The 23,668-nt window shown below is 61.9% G+C and carries 18 protein-coding genes and 4 tRNA genes; 1 reads left to right on the top strand and 21 read right to left on the bottom strand.

What is annotated here, in order from left to right; genetic code table 11:
• Nucleotides 1–145: 145 nt before the first annotated feature.
• A tRNA-Val gene (locus BMH52_RS00845) sits at nucleotides 146–222 on the bottom strand.
• 184 nt (nucleotides 223–406) lie between these two features.
• Here BMH52_RS00845 and BMH52_RS00840 point away from each other — a divergent pair.
• Nucleotides 407–1,690, top strand: coding sequence for an FAD-binding oxidoreductase (locus tag BMH52_RS00840; RefSeq protein WP_032903795.1), 1,284 nt, complete (start codon nucleotides 407–409; stop codon nucleotides 1,688–1,690).
• Between the two features lie 42 nt (nucleotides 1,691–1,732).
• Here the strand turns inward: BMH52_RS00840 and BMH52_RS00835 are convergent, their stop codons facing one another.
• The 20 genes from BMH52_RS00835 to leuB form a co-directional block, all read right to left on the bottom strand.
• Nucleotides 1,733–2,704: an XdhC family protein gene (locus BMH52_RS00835; protein ID WP_014719145.1), complete on the bottom strand. Its 972-nt coding sequence runs from the start codon at nucleotides 2,702–2,704 to the stop codon at nucleotides 1,733–1,735.
• A gap of 1 nt (nucleotide 2,705) precedes the next feature.
• On the bottom strand, nucleotides 2,706–3,941 hold the full coding sequence (locus BMH52_RS00830) for a cytochrome c (protein WP_073842556.1): 1,236 nt from the start codon (nucleotides 3,939–3,941) through the stop codon (nucleotides 2,706–2,708).
• 2 nt (nucleotides 3,942–3,943) lie between these two features.
• Nucleotides 3,944–4,483 carry a (2Fe-2S)-binding protein gene (locus tag BMH52_RS00825; RefSeq protein WP_014719147.1) on the bottom strand — a complete coding sequence of 180 codons (540 nt, stop codon included), beginning with the start codon at nucleotides 4,481–4,483 and terminating at the stop codon, nucleotides 3,944–3,946.
• Entirely contained in the window at nucleotides 4,476–7,307 is a 2,832-nt protein-coding gene (locus tag BMH52_RS00820) for a xanthine dehydrogenase family protein molybdopterin-binding subunit (RefSeq protein WP_072433790.1), read from the bottom strand. Before BMH52_RS00820 ends, BMH52_RS00825 begins: the two co-directional genes overlap by 8 nt.
• A 388-nt stretch (nucleotides 7,308–7,695) precedes the next feature.
• Nucleotides 7,696–7,772, bottom strand: a tRNA-Asp gene (locus tag BMH52_RS00815).
• Nucleotides 7,773–7,877: 105 nt separating this feature from the next.
• Nucleotides 7,878–7,954: transfer RNA gene (locus BMH52_RS00810), tRNA-Asp, on the bottom strand.
• 56 nt (nucleotides 7,955–8,010) lie between these two features.
• Nucleotides 8,011–8,086: transfer RNA gene (locus BMH52_RS00805), tRNA-Val, on the bottom strand.
• A 107-nt stretch (nucleotides 8,087–8,193) separates the two neighbouring features.
• The gene (locus tag BMH52_RS00800; protein ID WP_072433789.1) at nucleotides 8,194–8,958 is read right to left on the bottom strand and encodes an SDR family oxidoreductase; all 765 of its coding nucleotides are present in this window, start codon (nucleotides 8,956–8,958) and stop codon (nucleotides 8,194–8,196) included.
• An 11-nt stretch (nucleotides 8,959–8,969) separates the two neighbouring features.
• The gene (locus BMH52_RS00795) at nucleotides 8,970–10,181 is read right to left on the bottom strand and encodes an O-succinylhomoserine sulfhydrylase (RefSeq protein ID WP_014719150.1); all 1,212 of its coding nucleotides are present in this window, start codon (nucleotides 10,179–10,181) and stop codon (nucleotides 8,970–8,972) included.
• A gap of 65 nt (nucleotides 10,182–10,246) precedes the next feature.
• Nucleotides 10,247–11,752: an amidophosphoribosyltransferase gene (purF, locus tag BMH52_RS00790; protein WP_003192537.1), complete on the bottom strand. Its 1,506-nt coding sequence runs from the start codon at nucleotides 11,750–11,752 to the stop codon at nucleotides 10,247–10,249.
• Between the two features lie 41 nt (nucleotides 11,753–11,793).
• Nucleotides 11,794–12,351 (bottom strand): CvpA family protein, encoded by a 558-nt coding sequence (locus BMH52_RS00785; RefSeq protein WP_014719151.1) that lies wholly within the window; start codon nucleotides 12,349–12,351, stop codon nucleotides 11,794–11,796.
• A gap of 258 nt (nucleotides 12,352–12,609) precedes the next feature.
• On the bottom strand, nucleotides 12,610–13,278 hold the full coding sequence (locus BMH52_RS00780; RefSeq protein WP_014719152.1) for an SPOR domain-containing protein: 669 nt from the start codon (nucleotides 13,276–13,278) through the stop codon (nucleotides 12,610–12,612).
• Nucleotides 13,262–14,569, bottom strand: a complete 1,308-nt coding sequence (gene folC / locus BMH52_RS00775; protein WP_019820868.1) for a bifunctional tetrahydrofolate synthase/dihydrofolate synthase — start codon at nucleotides 14,567–14,569, stop codon at nucleotides 13,262–13,264. Before folC ends, BMH52_RS00780 begins: the two co-directional genes overlap by 17 nt.
• A complete protein-coding gene (gene accD, locus BMH52_RS00770; protein ID WP_073842554.1) occupies nucleotides 14,566–15,486 on the bottom strand; it encodes an acetyl-CoA carboxylase, carboxyltransferase subunit beta in 921 nt (306 codons plus the stop codon). The genes folC and accD overlap by 4 nt, the downstream gene beginning before the upstream one ends.
• Before the next feature lie 245 nt (nucleotides 15,487–15,731).
• Nucleotides 15,732–16,364: a phosphoribosylanthranilate isomerase gene (locus BMH52_RS00765; protein ID WP_072433788.1), complete on the bottom strand. Its 633-nt coding sequence runs from the start codon at nucleotides 16,362–16,364 to the stop codon at nucleotides 15,732–15,734.
• Between the two features lie 63 nt (nucleotides 16,365–16,427).
• Nucleotides 16,428–17,252: a tRNA pseudouridine(38-40) synthase TruA gene (truA, locus tag BMH52_RS00760; protein WP_003192549.1), complete on the bottom strand. Its 825-nt coding sequence runs from the start codon at nucleotides 17,250–17,252 to the stop codon at nucleotides 16,428–16,430.
• A gap of 207 nt (nucleotides 17,253–17,459) precedes the next feature.
• Nucleotides 17,460–19,985, bottom strand: a complete 2,526-nt coding sequence (locus tag BMH52_RS00755; protein WP_072433787.1) for a FimV/HubP family polar landmark protein — start codon at nucleotides 19,983–19,985, stop codon at nucleotides 17,460–17,462.
• Between the two features lie 161 nt (nucleotides 19,986–20,146).
• Nucleotides 20,147–21,157, bottom strand: a complete 1,011-nt coding sequence (locus tag BMH52_RS00750; protein ID WP_072433786.1) for an aspartate-semialdehyde dehydrogenase — start codon at nucleotides 21,155–21,157, stop codon at nucleotides 20,147–20,149.
• A 249-nt stretch (nucleotides 21,158–21,406) separates the two neighbouring features.
• Nucleotides 21,407–22,519, bottom strand: a complete 1,113-nt coding sequence (asd, locus tag BMH52_RS00745) for an aspartate-semialdehyde dehydrogenase (protein WP_003192554.1) — start codon at nucleotides 22,517–22,519, stop codon at nucleotides 21,407–21,409.
• A gap of 64 nt (nucleotides 22,520–22,583) precedes the next feature.
• On the bottom strand, nucleotides 22,584–23,666 hold the full coding sequence (gene leuB, locus BMH52_RS00740; RefSeq protein WP_003192555.1) for a 3-isopropylmalate dehydrogenase: 1,083 nt from the start codon (nucleotides 23,664–23,666) through the stop codon (nucleotides 22,584–22,586).
• Nucleotides 23,667–23,668 lie beyond the last annotated feature (2 nt).

Genomic DNA, 23,668 nt, shown 5'->3' with positions numbered 1-23,668 from the left:
GCGACGCTTTTCGCCTGATTGGACATACAAGCCCTGAAAGGACGCCGCCGGCGTCTTGATGTTCCTTTGCCCAAATTTCAGGCAACAAAAAAGGGCCCACCTTTCGGTGAGCCCTTCCAGACCGCCCAGCAGAGCGGATTTTGTTTGGTAGGCGCGATTGGACTCGAACCAACGACCCCCACCATGTCAAGGTGGTGCTCTAACCAACTGAGCTACGTGCCTGCTGTGAGGCGGCATTCTACGGAATTCCGGAGGGGTGTCAACATCTTTTTTGCAGCTAACCCTATGAATATGCGAATTTTTTATTTGCGCCGGGTACACCCGTGATTTTCGGGTGGCTGGCAGGCAATTTTCAACTCAGGTAGGATCGGCGCACTCGTAAAAAATATAAAACAGAGGTTCCAGGATGGCGAACACCCCCTACCCCCAGTCGTATTACGCCGCTTCTGCGAATGCAGTTCCGCCCCGTCCTGAGTTGCAAGGTGAGGTCGAGACCGATGTGTGCGTGATCGGGGCCGGCTATACCGGGCTTTCCAGTGCGCTGTTTCTGCTGGAGAACGGCTTTCGCGTTACGGTGCTGGAAGCCGCCAAGGTCGGTTTTGGTGCCTCGGGTCGCAACGGTGGGCAGATCGTCAATAGTTACAGCCGCGATATCGACGTGATCGAGCGCAGCGTCGGGCCTCAGCAGGCGCAGTTGTTGGGGCAGATGGCGTTTGAAGGCGGCAGAATCATCCGTGAGCGCGTGGCCAAGTACCAGATCCAGTGCGACTTGAAGGACGGTGGCGTGTTCGCCGCCCTCAACAGCAAGCACATGGGCCACTTGGAATCGCAGAAGCGTCTGTGGGAGCGCTACGGCCATACGCAACTGGAGTTGCTGGACGAGCGACGCATCCGCGAAGTGGTGGCCTGTGACAACTATGTGGGCGGCTTGCTGGACATGAGCGGCGGCCATATCCACCCGCTCAACCTGGCGCTCGGTGAAGCCGCGGCTGTGGAATCCCTGGGCGGCACGATCTATGAGCAATCGGCAGCGGTGCGCATCGAGCGCGGCGCTAATCCGGTGGTGCATACCGCCGAAGGCAAGGTCAGGGCCAAATTCATTATCGTCGCGGGGAACGCTTACCTGGGCAATCTGGTGCCGGAGCTGGCGGCCAAGTCGATGCCGTGTGGCACCCAAGTGATCACCACGGCGCCACTGGGCGATGAAGTAGCCAAGACTTTATTGCCACAAGATTACTGTGTCGAGGACTGCAACTACCTGCTCGACTACTACCGCCTCACCAGCGACAAGCGCCTGATCTTCGGCGGCGGCGTGGTGTATGGCGCACGAGACCCGGCGAATATCGAAGCGATCATCCGGCCGAAAATGCTCAAGGCATTTCCGCAACTGAAGAACGTGAAGATCGACTACGCCTGGACTGGCAATTTCCTGCTGACCCTGTCGCGTTTGCCGCAGGTCGGTCGCCTAGGTGACAACATCTATTACTCCCAGGGCTGTAGCGGCCATGGCGTGACGTACACGCACCTGGCAGGCAAAGTACTGGCAGAGGCCTTGCGGGGTCAGGCAGAGCGTTTTGATGCGTTTGCGGGTTTGCCGCATTACCCGTTCCCGGGTGGGCAAATGTTGCGCACGCCGTTTGCGGCGCTGGGGGCTTGGTACTACGGGTTGCGAGATAAATTCGGGATGTAAACACTGTAGGAGCGAGCTTGCTCGCTCCTACAGGGCTGCGCTTCAGAGCCGGTCGCGAGCAATCCCGCTGCGAATCCGCACGATATCCGCCAATACCGCCAACGCAATTTCCGACGGCGTCCTGCTCCCCAGGTTAAGCCCGATGGGCGCGTGTATCCGCGCCAGTTCAGGCTCCCCCAACCCACCGATGCGGCGCAGTCGCTCAAAGCGCTTCTGCGAGGTCTGCAACGACCCCATCACGCCAATGTAGAACGCGTCGGTACGCACCGCTTCCATCATCGCCAGATCGTCGATACGCGGGTCATGCGTCAGCGCAACCACCGCCGTATCACGGTGACAGCCGCCATCGGCAATAAACACCGACGGCAACTGGCGACGAATCTCCACGCCATTGAGCACCACGCCTTCGAGCACTTCATCGCGTGGGTCGCAGAGAATCACTTCGAACCCGAGGCCGACTGCAAACTCGGCACACGCCTGCGCCACGCTGGAGTACCCGGCCAGCAATAGACGCTGAGCCGCACCGACGCGGAGGCGCACCCGCTCACTGTCACGCTCGATGCGCGCGCCCTGCTCACAATCAGCGACCAGGCGGCGCGCCCCGCTGGCCAGGTCGACCTGGCGAATCAAGCGCCGCTGCCCGAGCAGCGCCGACTCCACTTCACGCAGGTGCGCCTGCACCTCGCAGTCAGGCTCGAACTTCTCAACCAATACTTCGAGAATGCCGCCGCAGGGCAGGCTGACCCGCGAGCGCGGATCGTCCCCTGCGCCGTAGCGCACCACGTTGACCGCATCGAGAAACGCACCGTCAGCGACGCGTTCGAGAAAGTCTTCCTCGACGCAACCACCCGACAACGACCCAATCCACTGCCCTGCGGCGTTCACTGCCAGCAACGAACCCGGCGCACGCGGCGCCGAGCCGTAGGTGGCCAGTACCGTACAGAGCCAGATGCGTTGCCCGGCCACCGACCACTCCAGCGCCCGTCGTATCACCTGCAGGTCCAGATGCTGCATGTCAGTGCGCCTTGTACTCGATGGACGGCGCCTCAGCCTGCAACTTCTGCACATCGCTCACCGCCAGCTCCGCCGATTGCCCGCCCCAGCCTTGGCGCAGGTAATTGATCAGATCGGTGAGTTGCGCCGGGCTGAGTTTTCCAGCGAAGCCCGGCATCGGTTGCATGTGCTCGAACCCGGAGAACTTCTGCTCACCGATCCCGTCCTCGATCACCCGCACCAGGTTGCGCGGGTCTTCCAGACGCAGCGTGGTGTTGCCGCGCATCGCCACCGCGATGTGCGGCTTGCCTTCACCACCGGCGGCATGGCAACCGGCACAGACGTTCAGGTATTCCTGGCGGCCGCGCTGAGCGCTCGGGCCGAGCTTGTCCACCGGCACTTCGACCAACGCCTTGACTGCCGGCGGTTTATCGCCGAGCAGGAAGGTCGCCATCGCGGCCAGGTCCGCATCGCTCAGGCCCTGGGTGCTGTTGTGGAACACCGGGAACATCTCGTTGAACATCGTCCCTTGTGCGCTCATGCCGTGCTTGAGGAACGTGGCCAGGTCCTGCTCATTCCAGCCGCGTGCGGCCAGGTCCGTGGCGAGCAGGCTGGGCGCCAGATAGCCATTGAGGATGCCGCCGGTCAGGCGCTTGTCCAGCTCCATCGCACCGGGCAGGCCACGTGGCGTGTGGCATTCGCCGCAGTGGCCGAGCACTTCGACCATGTACTGGCCGCGCTTCCAGGCTTCGCTCTTGCCTTCGGCCGGTTCCAGTTTCAGCGCTTTGCCGTACAACACGTTCCAGCCCATCAAGCCCAGGCGCACGTTGAAGGGAAAGCTCAGGCTCGTGACCGGCGCTGCGCGCTCGATCGGCTCGATGGTTTTGAGGTACGCATGAATGGCGTCCGAGTCTTCACGCGGCATCAGATGGTACGAGGTGTAGGGCATCGCCGGATACAAGTACGCACCGTCGCGACGCTTGCCTTCGGTCAACGCAGCGAAGAACTCGTCATCGCTGTACAAGCCGATGCCGTGTTCTTTGCTTGGCGTGATATTGGTGCCATAGATGGTGCCAAACGGCGAGACAATCGGCAGCCCGCCGGCAAACGGCGCACCGCCCGGTGCAGTGTGGCAGGCCATGCAGTCAGCGGCGCGGGCGAGGTATTCGCCGCGCTTGGCTTGATCATCAGCGTGGGCAAACAATACCGGCGCGGCCAGGCCGACCGCCAAGGCCAGGCGGGTCAGAAAAAGCTTCATGCTTAACCCTCCTTGACCAGGCCGAGATCGGTCAGCACGTTGCGGGTGGCGTTGTAATAACGCACGTACCCGGTACAACGGCAGACGTGATGACCGAGGCTGTCCTCGATGATTTGTTCCAGCTTGCTGTACACGGTCGGCTGGCGTTGCAGTTTCTCCACCAACACGGTCGCCGCATTGACGAAGCCCGGCGCGCAATAGCTGCACTGAAAGGCGAACTCATCCACGAAGCGCTGCTGGATCGGGTTGAGCTCAGTGACCTGGCCCGACTCATCGCGCTTGGCGTGGCCTTCGATAGTGCGCACTTGCTTGCCTTCAAAGTAATGCGCGCCGGTGATGCAGGTGCGCACTTCTTCGCTGGTGCCGTCCGGGTTGTCGACGATCACCACACAGGCGTGGCAAATGCCTTGGCCGCAGCCCAGCCGCGAGCCCGTGAGGTTTTTGTATTCGTGCAGGTAGTCGATCATCGGCAGGTCATCAGGGATGTCCACCGGGCCGACGGGTTGACCATTGAGGGTCAGTTGAAGCGGACGGTTAGCCATTGAGGGCCTCCTTGATGCGTGCAGCCGTGATTGGCAGGTCGCGAACACGTTTACCGATGGCGTGTGCCACCGCATTACCAATGGCCCCGACAATCGGGATCATCACCACTTCAGCGATACCTTTGGACGGGTCGCTTGGCGACAGCGCCGGCAGAATCTCCGAGGTCTGTTTCCATACGGCAACGTGACGCGCCATCGGCAGACGGTAGCGGTTGAAGTTCCAGTCGCCCTCCCCCGGCCCGCCTTCGTACAACGGCATTTCCTCCATCAACGCGTGACCGATACCCATGGCCACTCCACCTTCGAGCTGGCCTTTGACCAACTCTTCAACCAGCACACGCCCGCACTCGACCCATGAATGGTGATTGAGCACTTCGACCTGCGCCGAACCCTTGTTGACCTTCAACTCGACCAACGTGGCGACGGGGCTGTAGTACGTCACCGCAGCGTTATTCAACTGGGTGGCGGGATAGCTGACGTTCTGGCGATCGAGCAGGTGGAAACCGGCAGTGCTCATCAGCGCCTGCTTGGCTTTCGGTGCGCCATCGCCGTATTTCACCGCCAGACCGTCGAGCGGCAGGCGCTCGCGCACACCGTCGATGCTGTACTCAGCCTCGGCCCAGCTCCAGCGGTTGAACCCGTGGACCGTGGCAGCGGTGACCAGGCCGCGCTCATGAGCGCGCTTGGCCAGTTCTTCAAAGCTCAATGGCTGCATGCCGTTGGCAGTGAGCTTGCCGTCCACCCAATGTGCGTCTTCGCGGCGCACCACATAGGGGTTGGCCTGGCCGCCGAACGGGCCCTGGCGCCAGATCTCCAGCGCTGCCGGCCACAAGCCGTGGTTGAACAGCACACGCGCCGCTTCACGGGTGGCGTGGCTGAAGTAGTACGCCGAGTTGGTCGCGGACGACGCCGACGCGAGCTTGCCCACCCAACGCGGGTTGCGCAGCAGGTTGTCCTGCTCGGCCTGGCTCATGGTGTAGGGGTTGCCGCCGGTGACCAGTTGCATTTCCTGCCATTGTGTTTCGCCGGTTTTCACTTCGTGGGCCGGGCTGCCAAGGAAGTCGGCGACCACCAGCGATTGCGAAGTGGACATGCCGGTGCCGATTTCGATCCCGATGTGGCGCAGGCTGATGCGGCCGTCAGCGCTGAATTCAACACTGGCCATCGGCGCTTCGGAACCGGTGCCGAAGTCTTTCTGGCAGATGGCAAAACCGACGCCATACCAGTTATCCGGGTCTGCGGCTTCGCGCTGTTGCTTGATCGCGTCGCGGTTTTTCCATACGTCGTGCGCAGCGGCCTTGTCGAGAATTTCGTGCAGCCGCAACGCACCGGCAGGGATCGCGCCCTGGGTGTTCTTCATGCCCGAACGCAGTGCGTTCTTGCGTCGCAATTCAATGGCATCCACACCGAGGCGACCGGCGATTTCGTCGACCATCATTTCGGTCGCCGCCATGCTTTGCAGGGTGCCGTAGCCCCGCATCGAACCGGCTTCAACGCCACGGGAATGGTACGCGGTGACTTGCAGGTCGTTCTGCGGCATGTAGTAGATCGACTGCGCCGCCGTGGCGCCGACCGCAGCCACCGACGGGCTGTAGTTGATCCGGCCACCGCCGTCGACGCTCATGTCGGCGAGGAAGATTTTGAAGCTGTGGTCGTTCTTGTCGACCGCCAACTGATAGCGGATATCGAACGGGTGACGCTTGATGCCGCTCTGGAATTGCTCGTAACGATCATTGGCCAGACGCACCGGTACACCGGCGCCATACAACGCAGCGAGGGCGGCGTAGTAGACGAAAATGTTGTGGTCTTTGGAACCGTAACCCACGGTATAACCCGGATGCATGTTCAGGTGGGCCAGGCCGAAGCGCGACGGCGAGATCATCTTGGCGGTCTCGGTCGCCACTTCCAATGGGCACTGGGTGGCCACCACAAAGTGCAGGGTCTTGGTTGCTGGATCGTACCAACCGTTGCCGTTGTCCGGCTCCATGGCGGCCGGTTCGATCGATGGGGTTTTGTAGCGCTCGTCAAACACCAGCCAGTTGTCCGGTGGCGTGTTGATCTGGCTCTTCATGCGCTCGGCGTAGAACAGCCCGCGCTCGGTCAGGTTGCCGTGCAGGTTTGGCTGGGAATTCCACACCGGGCGACGGTTTTTCAGCATCGGGAACAGGATCGAATCCTTGAGGCTGGCGAATTCGTCTTCGTCGGCCGAGGTCGGGCCACCCACGCGCACGTAGCGGAAGCTACCGTAGGGGTCACCTTCGTAATACGGCACTTTGGCGCCGTAACGAATCGCCTTGTCATTGAACTTGAGTTTGTTCTTGGCCTGACGGAAACGCTCGAAGTCGTTCCAGATCAGGATCGCCACCGGGTGACCGATGAACATCGGCACTTTGCCCTCGGGCAACAACGGGTCCGGCGCATGTTCTTCCGGGAAGACGATACCGTCCTTGTCCAGGTCGGCAGCGGTGACGATACGGTCCGGCTGCAGCTCGGCGCCAAGCCACGACAGGTCGTAGCCCGCGTAGATGTGGTCGGCCTTGATGGTTTTGAGCAACATGGCGTGACCTTGCTGCGCAGGCCAGCCGGGCATGTCCTTGGAGCGGATGTCGCGGGCAAACACCTTGCTGCCGCAGACTTTCGACAAGGCATCGTTACGCTGGCGCGCCTTGCCGTTATGGCCGAGCCACTTTTCAGACGGCACGGTCACGCTGTTTTCCATCAAGGCAGCCAGCGCCTGGGTGCTGAGCGGCGTGAGCGTGACACTCACACCCGCCACCAGCCCGCCCTGAAGGAACGAGCGCCGGGTTATTTCACGGTTGGACATGGATCATCCTCTGAGCGGTTATAAATCCGCCCTTATGGTTAAGTACACCGAATCTGGAGACTTGCAGAAGCCTTTCTCGACGAATCAAAAGGCCATGATGACAGTGCAAAGTTGACCGAAGGGTTAACTTTAAAGGTTTCTGCGCCTGCGGCAAATAACCACATTGAAATTTTTTGACACAAGAACGCAAAAACGGCCGACAGAATCGAAATGATCTGTCGGCCGTTTGCCGATAATGAGCGCTGGTGGTAGCGAAGAAGATGAGGTTTTTTCCAAACCCCAGACACAAAAAACCCCGGTCTTTCGACCAGGGTCTTTGCTATCGGATCAAGGTGAGCCAGTGGCTTTCCTTGTGCTTCAAGGCGTTCAGTGGGCCTTGAGGCAGATATGGCGCAGCGGACGGGACTCGAACCCGCGACCCCCGGCGTGACAGGCCGGTATTCTAACCGACTGAACTACCGCTGCGTATCGCTTGGCTGATTGAGCATGAACCCTCAACCACCTTTAAACATCTGATCGATCAGCCTTGGCTGTTCAATCTCAAGCCCGACAGATCGAACCTGGAAAATATGGCGCAGCGGACGGGACTCGAACCCGCGACCCCCGGCGTGACAGGCCGGTATTCTAACCGACTGAACTACCGCTGCGCGTCGGTGCAACCTTTAACGTTGCGTCTTGCCCTAGGGGCAAAACTCTCAAGAAGTGGTGGGTGATGACGGGATCGAACCGCCGACCCTCTGCTTGTAAGGCAGATGCTCTCCCAGCTGAGCTAATCACCCTTTGCTTCGTTGAGGCCGCGAAATTTACGCAGGTAGCGGACCTAAGTCAATAGCCTGCTTGAAGTTTTTCTGAAAAAGACAAAATAACTTCAAGGCGGCTACCCGCCCTACTCGCTGTAAATCATCTTCTTGCTCATGCCGCCGTCCACCACGAACTCTTGCCCGGTGACGAACCCGGCCTGGCGTGACAGCAACCAGGCCACCATCGCCGCCACGTCCTCCACCGTCCCCACCCTGCCCGCCGGATGCTGGGCATGATCGGAGTCGGTGAGCGGCTCTGCACGCCGCGCAGCCGGGTCACGTGCGTCGATCCAGCCAGGGCTGACCGCATTGACCCGCACTTCGGGCCCCAGGCTCATGGCCAACGCGTGGGTCAGGGCCAACAGCCCACCTTTGCTGGCCGCATAGGCTTCGGTGTCGGGCTCGGATTGACGCGCCCGGGTCGAGGCCAGGTTGACGATAGCGCCGCCGTGGGCACGCAGGTAAGGCGCGCAGTGCTTGGCCAACAGCATCGGCCCGCTGAGGTTGACCGCCAGCACCCGATTCCAATACGTCAGATCGAGGCTTTCCAGGGTGATATTGCGCGGGTCGGCCACCGCCGCGTTGCACACCAACGCATCCAGGCGCCCGAACTGCCCCAGCACCTCGGCGACACCCTGGGCCACTTGCTTCTCGTCGGCCACGTCCATGGTGATAAACCAGGCATTGTCGCCCAGCACCTTGGACACCTTGGCACCGCGCTCGCGGTCCAGGTCGGTCAGCACCACCTGCCAACCTTCACTGATCAGCCACGCGGCAATCCCGAGGCCAATGCCCCGCGCCGCGCCCGTCACCAGCGCCACGCGCCCGTTACTGGCCGCCGCAGCCTCCATGGACCACTCGATCACAAGGCCGCCAGCCCGCGGGCCAGGTCTGCCTGCAAATCAGCAACATCTTCCAGGCCCACCGCGATGCGGATCAGGCTGTCACGAATGCCGGCCGCTTCACGCTCCTGCGGCGCCAGGCGCCCGTGGGAGGTGGTGCTCGGGTGGGTGATGGTGGTCTTGCTGTCACCCAGGTTGGCGGTAATGGAGATCAAGCGTGTCGCGTCGATGAAGCGCCAGGCGCCGTCTTTGCCGCCCTTCACTTCAAAACTCACCACCGCCCCGAAACCACGCTGCTGGCGCTGGGCCAAGGCGTGTTGCGGGTGGCTCTTGAGGCCGGCGTAATGCACTTTCTCGATACCGTCCTGCTGCTCCAGCCACTCGGCCAGGGCCTGGGCGTTGGCGCAATGGGCTTTCATGCGCAGGCTGAGGGTTTCCAGGCCTTTGAGGAAGATCCAGGCGTTGAACGGGCTGAGGGTCGGGCCGGCGGTGCGCAGGAAGCCCACCACTTCCTTCATCTGCTCGCTGCGACCGGCCACCACGCCGCCCATGCAACGGCCCTGGCCGTCGATGAACTTGGTTGCCGAGTGCACCACGATGTCCGCACCCAGCTTCAGCGGTTGCTGCAAGGCCGGGGTGCAGAAGCAGTTGTCCACCACCAGCATCGCGCCCTTGGCATGGGCGACTTCGGACAGCGCGGCGATGTCCACCAGCTCAGCGAGCGGGTTGGACGGCGATTCGACGAACAACAGCTTGGTATTGGCCTTGATGGCCGCCTCCCAACCGGACAGGTCCGCCAGGGGCACGTAATCGACTTCAATACCGAAACGCTTGAAGTACTTTTCGAACAGGCTGATGGTCGAGCCGAACACGCTGCGCGATACCAGCACATGGTCGCCGGCGCTGCACAGGCTCATCACCACCGCCAGGATGGCCGCCATTCCGGTGGCAGTCGCCACGGCCTGCTCGGCACCTTCCAGGGCCGCGATGCGCTCTTCAAACGCACGCACGGTCGGGTTGGTGTAGCGCGAATACACGTTGCCCGGCACTTCGCCAGCAAACCGCGCAGCGGCGTCGGCGGCAGTACGGAACACGTAGCTGGAGGTGAAGAACATCGGGTCGCCGTGCTCACCTTCCGGGGTACGGTGCTGGCCGGCGCGCACAGCCAGGGTATCGAAAGCTACGCCATCGAGGTCGCTGTCCAACCGACCGGCATCCCATTCCTGACTCATGCTGCGACTCCTTATTCAATTCTTTGTTTAAGATACAAAACCGGCCCCTCAGGGCCGGTGTTTACTCAGTTGTTATACAGGTCGATGATCGCGCTGACCGCCTGGGTCTTGATCTTCGACGAGTCGTTGCGCGCCTGCTCGATCTTGTTCAGGTAGGCCTCGTCGACATCGCCGGTGACGTACTTGCCGTCGAACACGGCGCAGTCGAACTGCTCGATCTTGATCTTGCCACCGCCAACCGCTTCGATCAGGTCCGGCAGGTCCTGGTAGATCAGCCAGTCGGCGCCGATCAGGTCGGCCACGTCCTGGGTCGAACGGTTATGCGCGATCAGCTCATGGGCGCTCGGCATGTCGATACCGTACACGTTCGGGTAACGCACCGCGGGCGCCGCAGAGCAGAAGTACACGTTCTTCGCCCCGGCTTCGCGGGCCATCTGGATAATCTGCTTGCAAGTGGTGCCGCGCACGATGGAGTCATCCACCAGCATCACGTTCTTGCCGCGGAACTCAAGTTCAATGGCGTTGAGCTTCTGACGAACCGACTTCTTGCGCGCAGCCTGGCCGGGCATGATGAAAGTACGGCCGATGTAGCGGTTCTTCACGAAGCCTTCGCGGAATTTGACGCCCAGATGGTTGGCCAGCTCCAGCGCGGCAGTACGGCTGGTGTCCGGAATCGGGATGACCACATCGATATCGTGCTCGGGACGCTCGCGCAGGATCTTCTCGGCCAGCTTCTCGCCCATGCGCAGGCGCGCCTTGTAGACCGAGACGCCGTCGATGATCGAATCCGGACGCGCCAGGTAGACGTGTTCGAAGATGCACGGGGTGAGTTTCGGCGCTACGGCGCACTGACGGGTGTGCAGCTTGCCGTCTTCAGTGATGTAGACAGCCTCGCCCGGCGCCAGGTCGCGGATCAGGGTGAAGCCCAGCACGTCCAGGGACACGCTTTCGGAGGCGATCATGTACTCGACGCCTTCGTCGGTGTGACGCTGGCCGAATACGATCGGACGAATGCCGTGGGGGTCGCGGAAACCGACGATGCCGTAACCGGTGATCATCGCCACCACCGCATAACCACCGACGCAACGGTTGTGCACGTCGATCACGGCGGCGAACACGTCTTCTTCGGTCGGCTGCAGCTTGCCGCGCTGGGCCAGCTCGTGGGCGAACACGTTGAGCAACACTTCCGAATCGGAGCTGGTGTTGACGTGGCGCAGGTCAGATTCGTAGATCTCCTTGGCCAGTTGTTCAACGTTGGTCAGGTTACCGTTGTGCGCCAAAGTGATGCCGTAAGGCGAGTTGACGTAGAAAGGTTGAGCTTCGGCCGAGGTCGAGCTACCGGCAGTCGGGTAGCGCACATGGCCAATGCCCATGTGCCCGACGAGGCGCTGCATGTGACGCTGATGGAACACGTCACGCACCAGGCCATTGTCCTTGCGCAGGAATAACCGGCCGTCGTGGCTGGTCACAATACCGGCAGCGTCCTGGCCGCGGTGCTGGAGGACGGTTAGCGCGTCATACAGCGCCTGATTGACGTTCGACTTACCGACGATACCGACGATGCCACACATGCGACGCAACCCCTACTTAATGAATCTTGACTGAACACAGCTTACTGAGGCGTTTTGGCCGGTAAGAGGTGTTCCTTGAACGGAAGATCAGCGGGTACGCTGATTCCGCTGGCCAGCCACTGACTGCTCCACCCCAGAATGAGGTTCTTGGACCAGTCTGCAACCAATAGAAATTTTGGCACGAGTACCGACTCCTGCCACCACGAATCCTGCTGTACCGGCCCCAGGCTCAACAGCCCGACCGCCACGACCACCAGCAGCGCGCCACGCGCAGCCCCGAAGGCCATGCCGAGAAATCGATCGGTCCCTTCGATGCCGGTGACACGTATCAACTCGCCAATAAGATAATTGACCATTGCCCCCACCAACAGCGTGGCGATGAACATGATGGCGCAGCCCGCGATGACGCGAGCCGAAGGTGTCTCTATGTACCCGGCCAGGTAGACCGACAGTGAACCACCGAACATCCAGGCTACGACTCCTGCAATGATCCAGGTCAGCAACGACAGTGCTTCTTTTACGAAGCCGCGGCTCAGACTGATCAAAGCGGAGATGGCGACGATTGCAACGATCGCCCAATCAACCCAGGTAAATGGCACAGTGCAGCCTACGTACGGATAAGGCGGCGCATTTTAGCAGAGCGCCGGGCTATCGGTAAGCGGTGATTGCGGGTGCTTTGCAAATCAATAGATTGGGAGCGAGCAAGTCGATCTCAACCCCATCACAAAACCAATGTGGGAGCGGGCTTGCTCGCGAATGCGGTGGGCCAGCAACAAATAAGTCGACTGATCTACCGCATTCGCGAGCAAGCCCGCTCCCACATTTGAACCGCGCCGCCAGCCAAAGCCGGTGTTTGTTCAGCCGCGCTCGGGCTGGAAACGCACCACAAACCCGTTGAGGTTCTGCTGACGACCCAGCAAATCGCGCAGGCGATCTGCCTCGGCACGCTCGATCAGCGGCCCCACAAACACACGGTTCTTGCCATCGGCACTGCGGATATAGGCGTTATACCCCTGGGCACGCAGCTTTTTCTGCAAGGCATCGGCGCTTTCGCGATTGGCCAGGCTGGCGAGCTGGATCGACCAACTGATCGGCAAGCCATTAGGGTCGATGCGGCTCTGACCCACATCCGGCTTACCCGGTGCAGCAGGCTGCGGCGCCACAGGCTTGGGCGCTGGCGCCGGTGCAGCCGGTTTGGCGGCGACAGCCGGGGCTGGCGTCGGCTTGACCACCGGCACACTTGGCTGCACCGGCATCGAAGGGGCCTGCGAAGGTGCCTGCTGGGTGACGACCTCCTCCTCGACGGGCACAGGTTCTTCCGGCAACACCTGAGGCTCAGGCACAACTACCGGTTCGACTTGAACCTGGGGCACCACCGGCGCCTGGGGCGCAGCGGGAGCTTCAACCACCACCTGGCGCTGTTCGTCCTGACGGGAAAACAGCATCGGCAGGAAGATCACCGCCAACGCCACCAGCACCAGGGCCCCGACCATTCGCTGCTTGTATGCGCTATCCAGTAATGCCATGTGCAGCTTCCTCCGTGGAGCGCCGGGCCAGCCATTCGAGCGCCTCGGCAACACAATAAAATGATCCGAACAACAGGATTTCGTCTTCGGCCGCAGCCAGCGCACACTGCGCCTCAAGGGCGGCAGTGATGCTTGCATACGACGTCACGGGCGCGCCAAGGTTCTGCAAGGCAGTTTCCAGCTCAACCGCAGGACGGCTGCGCGGCGTATCCAGCGGCGCAACGGCCCAAGACTGTACGCTGCCAAACAACGGCGCTATTACGCCATCAAGATCCTTGTCGGCCAGCAACCCGAACACCGCCAGGCGGCGGCCGGCCGGTGGTGTGCGCGCCAGGCGCTGAGCCAGATAGTGAGCCGCATGGGGGTTATGCCCGACATCCAGCAACAGGTTCAGGCGCTTGCCTTGCCAGTCCAGCACCCGGCGATCCAGGCGCCCCACCACCTTCGTCGCTCGCAGGGTTGCGCCGATCTGCTTGGCATCCCACGGCAGATCCAGCAGCAAATAGGCTTGCAGCGCGAGTGCGGCGTTTTCCATCGGCAGGTTCAGCAACGGCAAATCGAGCAGCTCTACCACCTTGCCACGGGCATCACGCCCACGCCATTGCCAGTGGGTCGCACCGATGTCGAGATTGAATTCACGACCGCGCAGGTAGAACGGGCAATCCAGCTCGCGCACCTTGTCCAGCAAAGGTTGCGGCGGATCCAGGTCGCCACAGAGCGCGGGCCTGCTCTGGCGGAAGATCCCGGCCTTTTCATAGGCCACAGACTCGCGGGTATTGCCTAGATAGTCGGCGTGATCAACACCGATGCTGGTGACCAGCGCCAGGTCGGCATCCACCACGTTGACCGTATCCAGGCGCCCGCCGAGGCCGACTTCCAGCACGACCACATCCAGCTGCGCACGCTCGAACAGCCAGAACGCCGCCAGGGTGCCCATTTCGAAATAGGTCAGGGAAGTCTCGCCACGCCCGGCCTCCAGGGCTGCGAAGGCTTCGCACAGCTGGGCATCAGTGGCTTCTACGCCATTGAGCTGCACCCGCTCGTTGTAGCGCAGCAGGTGCGGCGAGCTGTACACGCCGACTTTGAGGCCCTGGGCCTGCAACAGCGCGGCCACAAAAGCACAGGTGGAGCCTTTGCCGTTGGTGCCGGTCACCGTGATCACACGCGGTGCCGGCTGACCCAACCCGAGGCGGGCCGCTACCTGTTGCGAGCGCTCCAGGCCCATGTCGATGGCGGACGGATGCAACTGCTCAAGGTAGGCGAGCCACTCGCCCAGGGTACGTTGGGTCATAGGTTTGCAGGCACCGGCGGCACGACGATCGGCTCGACTTTAGGCGCGACGTACACAGGCGTCGGCAGGCCCATCATTTGCGCCAGCAGGCTGCCCAGGCGCGGGCGCAACTCGCCACGCGGGATGATCAGGTCGATCGCACCGTGCTCCAGCAGGAACTCGCTGCGCTGGAAGCCTTCCGGCAGTTTCTCCCGCACGGTCTGCTCGATCACGCGTGGGCCGGCAAAGCCGATCAGGGCTTTAGGCTCGCCAACGATCACATCGCCCAACATTGCCAGGCTGGCGGACACGCCGCCGTAGACCGGGTCGGTCAATACGGAGATGAACGGAATGCCTTCTTCACGCAGACGCGCCAGAACCGCCGAGGTCTTGGCCATTTGCATCAGGGAAATCAGGGCTTCCTGCATACGCGCACCACCGGAGGCGGCGAAGCAGATCATCGGGCAACGGTTTTCCAGGGCATAGTTGGCAGCGCGAACAAAGCGCTCACCGACGATGGCACCCATGGAACCGCCCATGAAGGAGAATTCGAAGGCCGAAACCACCACCGGCATGCCCAGCAGCTTGCCGCTGACCGAAATCAGCGCGTCTTTCTCGCCGGTCTGCTTCTGCGCGCCGACCAGACGGTCCTTGTACTTCTTGCTGTCGCGGAACTTGAGACGGTCAACCGGCTCCAGGTCGGCGCCCAGCTCATTACGGCCGCCGGCATCCAGGAAGATGTCGATACGGGCGCGGGCGCCAATACGCATGTGGTGGTTGCACTTGGGGCAAACGTCCAGGGTCTTTTCCAGCTCCGGGCGATACAGTACCGCGTCGCAGGATGGGCATTTGTGCCACAGACCTTCAGGAACCGAGCTTTTCTTCACCTCGGAACGCATGATCGAAGGGATCAGTTTGTCTACTAACCAGTTGCTCATGCTTTCTTTTCTCCAGTACCGGTGGCTTGAACACAGCCCCGCGTATGCCCTTGAGCTAAATTCATATGTGGCGATGACACAGGCGGGACGGGGTCAGACGTTGGACCTGCCATTTCCCGCTCGTATCCTCAGCCTTCCAGACAACCTGCCAGCGCAGGGTTGCCACTTCGTTTCCGGGCCACCCACAGGCGGCGCCGGGCTGTTTTACACAGTGGTAGTTATGGACGGCGGCAGACTGCCAGCCGTCACATCCCACCCCTGCTGTTGCGCACGGCCTGCATGAACGCGCGAATCTTGCTCGGGTCCTTGATCCCCTTGCCCTGCTCCACCCCACCGCTGACGTCGACGGCATACGGCCGAACCTGTTCGATGGCCGCCTGGACATTTCCTGGGGTGAGCCCACCCGCGAGAATAACCGGCTTGCTCAACCCCTCGGGAATCAGCGACCAGTCGAACGCCTCGCCCGTACCACCGGGTACGCCTTCGACGTAGGTGTCCAGCAGAATCCCGCGAGCGCCGGCATACGCGGCGCAGGCTGCGGCAATATCGTCCCCGGCCTTGACCCGCAACGCCTTGATGTACGGGCGCTGATAGCTTTCGCATTCCTCTGGCGATTCGTCGCCGTGGAACTGCAACATATCCAGCGCCACCGCATCCAGGGTCTCGTTGAGCTCGCAGCGGCTGGCATTGACAAACAACCCCACGGTGGTCACGAAGGGCGGCAACGCAGCGATAATCGCCCGCGCCTGCAGCACATTTACCGCCCGTGGGCTCTTGGCATAAAACACTAGGCCAATGGCATCCGCCCCCGCTTCGACTGCCGCCAGCGCGTCTTCTATGCGGGTAATCCCGCAAATCTTGCTGCGAACGGCTGACATGTCGTAGGAACCTCAGGGTTGGTCCGAGAAAGTCCCGGATGGTAACAAAAGCTTTTCCGGGCGTCAGCCGCCAAGTTCGCTGAAACCGGTGAGGAAGTGCGGCCCGATAAAGCGTTCCGGCAGTTCGAACTCGTCGCGGTACTCCACATCCACCAGATACAAGCCGAACGGATGCGCCGTGACCCCGCCCGTGCGGCGGATGCGGCTTTCCAGCACTTCCTTGGCCCACTCCACCGGGCGCTCACCGGTGCCGATGGTCATCAGCACCCCAGCGATATTGCGCACCATGTGATGCAGAAAGGCCCCGGCACGGATATCCAGCACGATCATCTTGCCGTGGCGCGTCACCCGCAGGTGGTGGACTTCCTTGATCGGCGACTTGGCCTGGCACTGCCCGGCACGGAAGGCGCTGAAGTCATGCACCCCCACCAGATGCTGCGCGGCTTCGGCCATACGCTCGGCATCCAGCGGGCGGTGGTTCCAGGTGATTTCTTCATTGAGGTGCGCCGGGCGGATCTGATCGTTGTAGATCACGTAGCGGTAACGCCGGGCGATGGCCTTGAAACGGGCGTGAAAATGCGCGGGCATGACCTTGGCCCAGCTGACACTGACATCATGGGGCAAATTGATATTGGCCCCCATCACCCACGCCTTCATCGACCGCTCGGCCTGGGTGTCGAAGTGCACCACTTGGCCACACGCGTGCACGCCGGCATCGGTGCGCCCGGCACACATCAGCGACACCGGCGAGTTGGCGACTTTGGACAGGGCGTTTTCCAGGGTTTCCTGCACCGTCAGCACCCCGGAGGCCTGACGCTGCCAGCCGCGATAGCGCGAGCCTTTGTATTCCACGCCCAGGGCGATGCGGTAAAAGCCTGCGGCCGCCATTTCGGCAGCCGCGTTATCTATATTTGCCAAGAACTGAGAGCCTGATGAGTTGCGCAAAGGCGGGCATTATAGGGCGTCAGGGTGCATGAGTGGACTTTAAATATGGGAGCGGGCTTGCTCGCAAATGCGCCGTGTCATCCAGCACATCAGCAACTGCACCACCGCATTCGCGAGCAAGCCCGCTCCCACATTTTTCTGCGTCGGCCGTTAGATTCTGCCGAGCATTTCCTTGGCTTCGCTACGCTGACCCTCGTCGCCTTCGGTCAACACTTCGGACAGGATGTCTCGCGCGCCGTCCGCATCGCCCATGTCGATGTAGGCCTGGGCCAAGTCGAGCTTGGTGGCCACTTCATCAGTGCCAGAGAGGAAATCGAACTCTGGCTCATCCTCAGCACCCAGCGCGGCATCTTCAGCCGTGAAGGAAGGCTCGATCGGCGGATGCTCCAGACTCTGTGACAAACGATCCAGTTCAGCGTTGACGTCGTCCAGCTCCGAAGCAAAAGCATCGGGCTTGGCTGCCGGGGCGCTCGGCTCGTCCGCCAGCGACAGGTCAAAGTCTTCTGGCAGGTCGAATTCGTCCAGCGCGGCCGGCGTCAGGGTCGGCGGCTCAACCGGCGGGACATCCTTGATCTGCCCTTCAAGGCCCGACAGGAAGTCGTCATCGGATTTCGACGTCGGCGGGTCCAGTTGCAGGTCCAGGTCAAAGTCCGACAGATCCTGCGCATCGGCCTTGGGCTCAGTCTGTTGTTTGAGCAGCGCTTCAAAGGTTTGCTGGTCTTGCGCGATCTCGGCCGGCGAGGCGGCTTCCAGGTCATCCAGACTCAGGTCGAAATCGGTGTCGAAGGTGTCTGCCTGCGGGGCTGGGGTCGGCTTGTCATCGAGCAGGTCCTTGACGTACTGCGCATCCAGGGCCGCGGCAGCCACTGCGGCACTGACACCCGCCGCCAACACGGCCATGGCCGGGAAACGCGCCTTGAGCTGCTCGACCTGGGCATGGTTCTCACCGTTGGCCACCAACTGGCGCTCCTGGGTGACGAACCCGTCCTTGTTGTTCTGCAGCCCATAGACTTCCATCAGCTTCAAACGCAGGTCGCTGCGCTTGGGCTCGCGCTTGATGGCTTGTTCAAGCACATCCGCCGCCTGGTTCAGATGGCCACGGTCGATATGGGATTGGGCCTGGGCCAGGGCGTCACTGGCGTTTTCCTGAGCCACGGCAACCGCCAACGGCGCCAGCACGGAGGCGACCGTCGGTGCCACTACCGTCTCAACCACCGGCGCCGGCGCGGGCGCAGATGCTGGCGGCGTTGCGGTGGCGAGCTTGACGCTCGGCGGCGGCACTTCAAGGCCCTCGAAGCTGTCAGGCGGCAGGTCTTGATCGATATTGGAAACGAACTCAGGCTCTTCGGCCAACGCCCGTGCCATACGCAGATGTTTCTCTTCTTCGCGGCGAGCATTGCGATGGCGTGCCCACAGCAGCAGAAGCAGCAACACCACCAGCAGGGCCGCACCGCCAAGGATGCCGAGCACAATCGGGTTGGTCAGCAGGTCGTTGAACTTGCCTTCGGTGCTGGCCGGCGCAGCAGCCGGCTTGGCCGGTTCAGGCACTGGCGCTGGTGTTGCAACGGGGGCCGCCGGCTCAGCTGCAGGTTCACCCGGCAACTGCGCGGGCATCGCGGCTGTCTGTGGCTCGCCCGTTTGCGCTTGCAAACGAGCCAATTGGTCATTCTTCAGCTGGATCAGCTTCTGCAGCTTGTCCAACTGGCTTTGCAAGTCGGCGGCACGGCTTTTCAGTTCTTCGTTGTCGCGCCGCGTGGTGTCGAGCTCTTCCTGGGTCATTGCCAGCTTGTCGCTCAGGGCGCGGCTGTCACCGACGGTGCCCTTCGCGCCTTTCTTGGCAGCTTCGGCCGACACCAGACTCAGGTTATCCTTGGCCTGGGTACTCGACGGCGCATTGCCGGCCTGGGTGCGTTTGGTCGCGTCCAACTGCGGCTTGCCGGCCACTTGGCTCTGAGGGCCACGGCGGCCCTGGCGCCAGGCGGCGTTCTGCGCGCTCACTTCGGCAATCGCTTGCGGCTGCGCCAGCGCTGTACTTTGCGTGGTATCTGGCAGGCGCAGGACCTGGCCGGTTTTCAGGCGGTTGATATTGCCGTCGACAAAGGCATCCGGGTTAAGCGCCTGGATGGCCAGCATCGTTTGCTGGACCGAGGCGCCATTGCGGTTCTTTGCGGCAATTTCCCACAAGGTGTCGCGGGACGTGGTGGTGTGCTGGGCAGGCGTGCTGGCGGCTGGCGCGGTACTGGCCGGCGCGCTCGCCGTCGGCGCTGGCTGATCGAACTTGGCCGGGTCGAGCAGTACGCTGTAGTCACGCATCAAACGGCCATTGGGCCATTGCACCTGCATGAGGAAGCGCACATAGGAATCGGGCAGAGGCTTGCTGGAGGTCACGCGCACCACGCTGCGACCTTCGGGGTTGATCACCGGGGTGAACGTCAGGTCATCGAGAAACGCCTGGCGGTCGACACCCGCATCCACGAAGGCCTGGGCCGACGCCAGGCTAGGGGTGATCTCGGACGCCGTAAGGCCGCCCACATCGCGCAATTCGATTTCCACCGACAGCGGCTGGTTCAACTTCGACTTGAGGGTCATCTCCCCAAGTTGCAGCGCCTGCGCCATACCGGAGGACAGCGCCGAGGCGGCCGCTATTGCTAACACCAGTTTGCGAACTTGAACCATAGCCTCATCCTTTGTTTGAACGCTTCCCGCCCTGCGAGAAGGTTGGTAACCGCTGCCATTAGGCATGGCGAGCCGATAGGTCACCGACGCGCTTGTGTTTCACTTGGGACCAAGCATAGCGCCTGGTTAGAATCAATCTACAAATTGCCGCCAAGTATCTTTTACACAAGGCCTTTTATCAACAACTGCGCCAGCTCCACGGCGTTCAGGGCCGAGCCTTTGCGTACGTTATCTGACGTCAGCCAAAGATTTAGTTCCGCCGGGTCGTCGATACCTGCGCGAACTCGCCCTACGTACACCACGTCCTGGCCGACGGCATCGCCTACGGCCGTGGGGTAATCGCCCTCCTCGACCCGCTCTATTCCCGGTGCAGCGTCGAGCGCACGGTTCACCGCGTCCAGGTCGACCGGCGCGGCCAATTGCAGCGACACAGCCAGGCTATCGCCGAAAAACACCGGGGCTTGAACGCAGGTGGCGGAAATCTTTAGTAAAGGTGTTTCCAGCACCGCACGCAGTTCGTGTACGAGACGTTTCTCCAGGGCGGTATGACCTTGGGCATCCGGCGTGCCGACTTGCGCCAGCAGGTTGAACGCCACTTGCCGATCAAAGAACGCCGGTTCCAAGGGACGCACGTTCAACAGTTCAGCGGTCTGGCGCGCCAACTCGCTGACGGCCTCGCGGCCCTGGGCAGAGATGGCCAGGTTAGCGGTGACACTCACGCGCTGGATGTCCACCACACCGCGCAAGGGCGCCAGCACCACCGCGAGGTACGTGGCACAGGGGCTCGGGCTGCCGAGTTGAAAAGGCTTTTTCAACGCGTTCAGCACATGGGCGTTGGCCTGCGGTACCACTTGCGGCGCCTGCTCGGCGGGCAATGCGCCGGACAAGTCAATCACCGCGCAACCAGCGGCGGTGGCACGCGGAGCGAAGCTCAAGGTCACCGCCGGGCCTGCAGCGAAGAACGCCAACTGCACCTTGCTGAAGTCAAACGTGTCGACTTCTTTGACCCGCACGTTCTTGCCCCGAAACGGCACCGAAGCCCCCGCCGAGTTGCTGCCCGCCAGCAAGTACAAGGTGCCCACAGGGAACTCCAGCTCTTCAAGAATCTGCACCAGGGTTTCACCCACGGTACCGGTGGCGCCGATCACGGCGATTTCAAAGGTCTGGGTCATGGGGTTGCCTCGGGCATTACGGGGGAGCGGCACTTTACCGGGTGGTAGAGGGTGAGGCAATTACAGCCCCCCTGATCGTTCCCACGCTCTGCGTGGGAATGCCTCCTGTGACGCTCCGCGTCACGCCTCTAAAGCAGACGCAGAGCGTCCAGAGCTGCATTCCCACGCAGAGCGTGGGAATGATCACAAAGGCAACAAAAAACCCGCGCCTGTCACCAGAACGCGGGTTTCTGTTATTGCTTCAAGCGATCAACGCTCCAGCAAAATCCGCAACATGCGACGCAACGGCTCAGCCGCGCCCCACAGCAGTTGGTCGCCGACGGTGAACGCGCCGAGGAACTGGCTGCCCATGTTCAGCTTGCGCAGACGGCCCACCGGTACATTCAGGGTGCCGGTGACCTTGGTCGGGCTCAGCTCCTGCATGCTGATATCGCGGTTGTTCGGCACCAGCTTGACCCAGGGGTTGTGCTGGCTGATCAGGCCTTCGATATCGGCGATCGGCACGTCTTTGTTCAGCTTGATGGTCAGCGCCTGGCTGTGGCAACGCATGGCGCCAATGCGCACGCAGATGCCATCCACCGGGATCGGGTTCTTGAAGCGACCCAGGATCTTGTTGGTTTCGGCCTGGGCCTTCCACTCTTCACGGCTCTGGCCGTTAGGCAGTTCCTTGTCGATCCACGGGATCAAGCTACCGGCCAATGGCACGCCAAAGTTCTCGGTCGGGTAAGCGTCGCTGCGCATGGCCTCGGCCACACGGCGGTCGATGTCGAGGATGGCGCTGGCCGGGTCAGCCAGTTGATCGGCGACAGCGGCGTGGGTCGCGCCCATCTGCTTGATCAGTTCGCGCATGTTCTGCGCGCCGGCGCCGGAGGCCGCCTGATAGGTCATGGCGCTCATCCACTCCACCAGGCCCGCTTCGAACAGGCCACCCAGGCCCATCAGCATCAGGCTCACGGTGCAGTTGCCGCCCACGTAGTTCTTGGTACCGGCGTCCAGTTGCTGATCGATGACCTTGCGGTTGACCGGATCGAGGATGATCACCGCGTCGTCCTGCATGCGCAGGCTCGAAGCGGCGTCGATCCAGTAACCCTGCCAGCCGGCTTCGCGCAGCTTGGGGAAGACTTCGCTGGTGTAGTCGCCACCCTGGCAGGTCAGGATCACGTCGAGGCTCTTCAACTCTTCAATGCTGTAGGCATCCTTGAGCGGGGCAATATCCTTGCCCACGGACGGCCCTTGGCCACCTACGTTCGAAGTGGTGAAAAACACCGGCTCAATAAGATCGAAATCCTGCTCTTCCAGCATCCGCTGCATGAGCACGGAACCGACCATACCGCGCCAACCGATCAGACCTACACGTTTCATCGCAACTACACCTTGTTAAAAAGTGGGCCGCCTTGCAGCAACAACTGCAAGCGGGCCCGAGAGATTACAGATTCCGCAGCGCGGCGACTACTGCGTCGCCCATTTCTTGCGTCCCGACCTTGGTGCAACCCTGGGACCAGATATCGCCCGTGCGCAAGCCCTGATCCAGCACCAGGCTGACAGCCTTCTCGATGGCGTCCGCCGCATCGCCCAGGTTGAAGCTGTAGCGCAGCATCATCGACACCGACAAAATCGTCGCCAGCGGGTTGGCAATGCCCTGCCCCGCGATGTCTGGCGCCGAACCGTGGCACGGCTCGTACATACCTTTATTGTTGGTGTCCAGGGACGCCGACGGCAGCATGCCGATGGAACCGGTGAGCATCGACGCCTGGTCGGACAGGATGTCGCCGAACAGGTTGTCGGTGACGATCACGTCGAACTGCTTGGGTGCGCGCACCAACTGCATGGCGGCGTTGTCGACGTACATGTGGCTCAGTTCGACGTCCGGGTAATCCTTGGCGACTTCTTCGACGATTTCACGCCACAGCTGGCTGGAAGCCAACACGTTGGCTTTATCCACCGAGCAGACCTTTTTACCGCGCACCCGCGCCATGTCGAAACCGACACGGGCGATACGGCGGATTTCGCTCTCGCTGTACGGCAGCGTGTCGTAGGCCTGGCGTTCGCCATTTTCCAACTCGCGCACGCCCCGTGGCGAGCCGAAGTAGATACCGCCGGTCAGCTCGCGCACGATGAGGATATCCAGGCCCGCCACCACTTCCGGCTTGAGGCTCGACGCGTCGGCCAGTTGCGGGTAGAGGATGGCCGGGCGCAGGTTGCCGAACAGGCCCAGTTGCGCACGGATTTTCAGCAGGCCGCGCTCAGGGCGGATGTCACGCTCGATCTTGTCCCATTTCGGCCCACCCACGGCGCCGAGCAGCACGGCATCGGCAGCCCGGGCGCGGTCGAGGGTCTCGTCGGCCAGCGGCACGCCGTGCTTGTCGATGGCGGCGCCGCCGATCACATCGTGGCTCAGCTCGAAGCCCAGGCTGTACTTGCTGTTGGCAAGCTCAAGGACCTTGACCGCTTCGGCCATGATTTCCGGACCAATACCGTCGCCAGGGAGAATCAGAATCTGCTTGCTCATGC

This window comes from Pseudomonas sp. BTN1 (genome assembly GCF_001907715.1).
Taxonomy (GTDB): domain Bacteria; phylum Pseudomonadota; class Gammaproteobacteria; order Pseudomonadales; family Pseudomonadaceae; genus Aquipseudomonas; species Aquipseudomonas paracarnis.
Note: the sequence above shows the minus strand (reverse complement) of the source record. Positions and strands in the feature narration are given on the sequence as shown.

Bases quoted from the DNA above. Each gene is read 5' to 3' on its own strand.
- BMH52_RS00840 (WP_032903795.1), top strand. From the start codon at position 407: ATGGCGAACACCCCCTACCCCCAGTCGTATTACGCCGCTTCTGCGAAT.
- BMH52_RS00835 (WP_014719145.1), bottom strand. From the start codon at position 2,704: ATGCAGCATCTGGACCTGCAGGTGATACGACGGGCGCTGGAGTGGTCG.
- BMH52_RS00830 (WP_073842556.1), bottom strand. From the start codon at position 3,941: ATGAAGCTTTTTCTGACCCGCCTGGCCTTGGCGGTCGGCCTGGCCGCG.
- BMH52_RS00825 (WP_014719147.1), bottom strand. From the start codon at position 4,483: ATGGCTAACCGTCCGCTTCAACTGACCCTCAATGGTCAACCCGTCGGC.
- BMH52_RS00820 (WP_072433790.1), bottom strand. From the start codon at position 7,307: ATGTCCAACCGTGAAATAACCCGGCGCTCGTTCCTTCAGGGCGGGCTG.
- BMH52_RS00800 (WP_072433789.1), bottom strand. From the start codon at position 8,958: ATGGAGGCTGCGGCGGCCAGTAACGGGCGCGTGGCGCTGGTGACGGGC.
- BMH52_RS00795 (WP_014719150.1), bottom strand. From the start codon at position 10,181: ATGAGTCAGGAATGGGATGCCGGTCGGTTGGACAGCGACCTCGATGGC.
- purF (WP_003192537.1), bottom strand. From the start codon at position 11,752: ATGTGTGGCATCGTCGGTATCGTCGGTAAGTCGAACGTCAATCAGGCG.
- BMH52_RS00780 (WP_014719152.1), bottom strand. From the start codon at position 13,278: ATGGCATTACTGGATAGCGCATACAAGCAGCGAATGGTCGGGGCCCTG.
- folC (WP_019820868.1), bottom strand. From the start codon at position 14,569: ATGACCCAACGTACCCTGGGCGAGTGGCTCGCCTACCTTGAGCAGTTG.
- accD (WP_073842554.1), bottom strand. From the start codon at position 15,486: ATGAGCAACTGGTTAGTAGACAAACTGATCCCTTCGATCATGCGTTCC.
- BMH52_RS00765 (WP_072433788.1), bottom strand. From the start codon at position 16,364: ATGTCAGCCGTTCGCAGCAAGATTTGCGGGATTACCCGCATAGAAGAC.
- truA (WP_003192549.1), bottom strand. From the start codon at position 17,252: ATGGCGGCCGCAGGCTTTTACCGCATCGCCCTGGGCGTGGAATACAAA.
- BMH52_RS00755 (WP_072433787.1), bottom strand. From the start codon at position 19,985: ATGGTTCAAGTTCGCAAACTGGTGTTAGCAATAGCGGCCGCCTCGGCG.
- BMH52_RS00750 (WP_072433786.1), bottom strand. From the start codon at position 21,157: ATGACCCAGACCTTTGAAATCGCCGTGATCGGCGCCACCGGTACCGTG.
- asd (WP_003192554.1), bottom strand. From the start codon at position 22,519: ATGAAACGTGTAGGTCTGATCGGTTGGCGCGGTATGGTCGGTTCCGTG.
- leuB (WP_003192555.1), bottom strand. From the start codon at position 23,666: ATGAGCAAGCAGATTCTGATTCTCCCTGGCGACGGTATTGGTCCGGAA.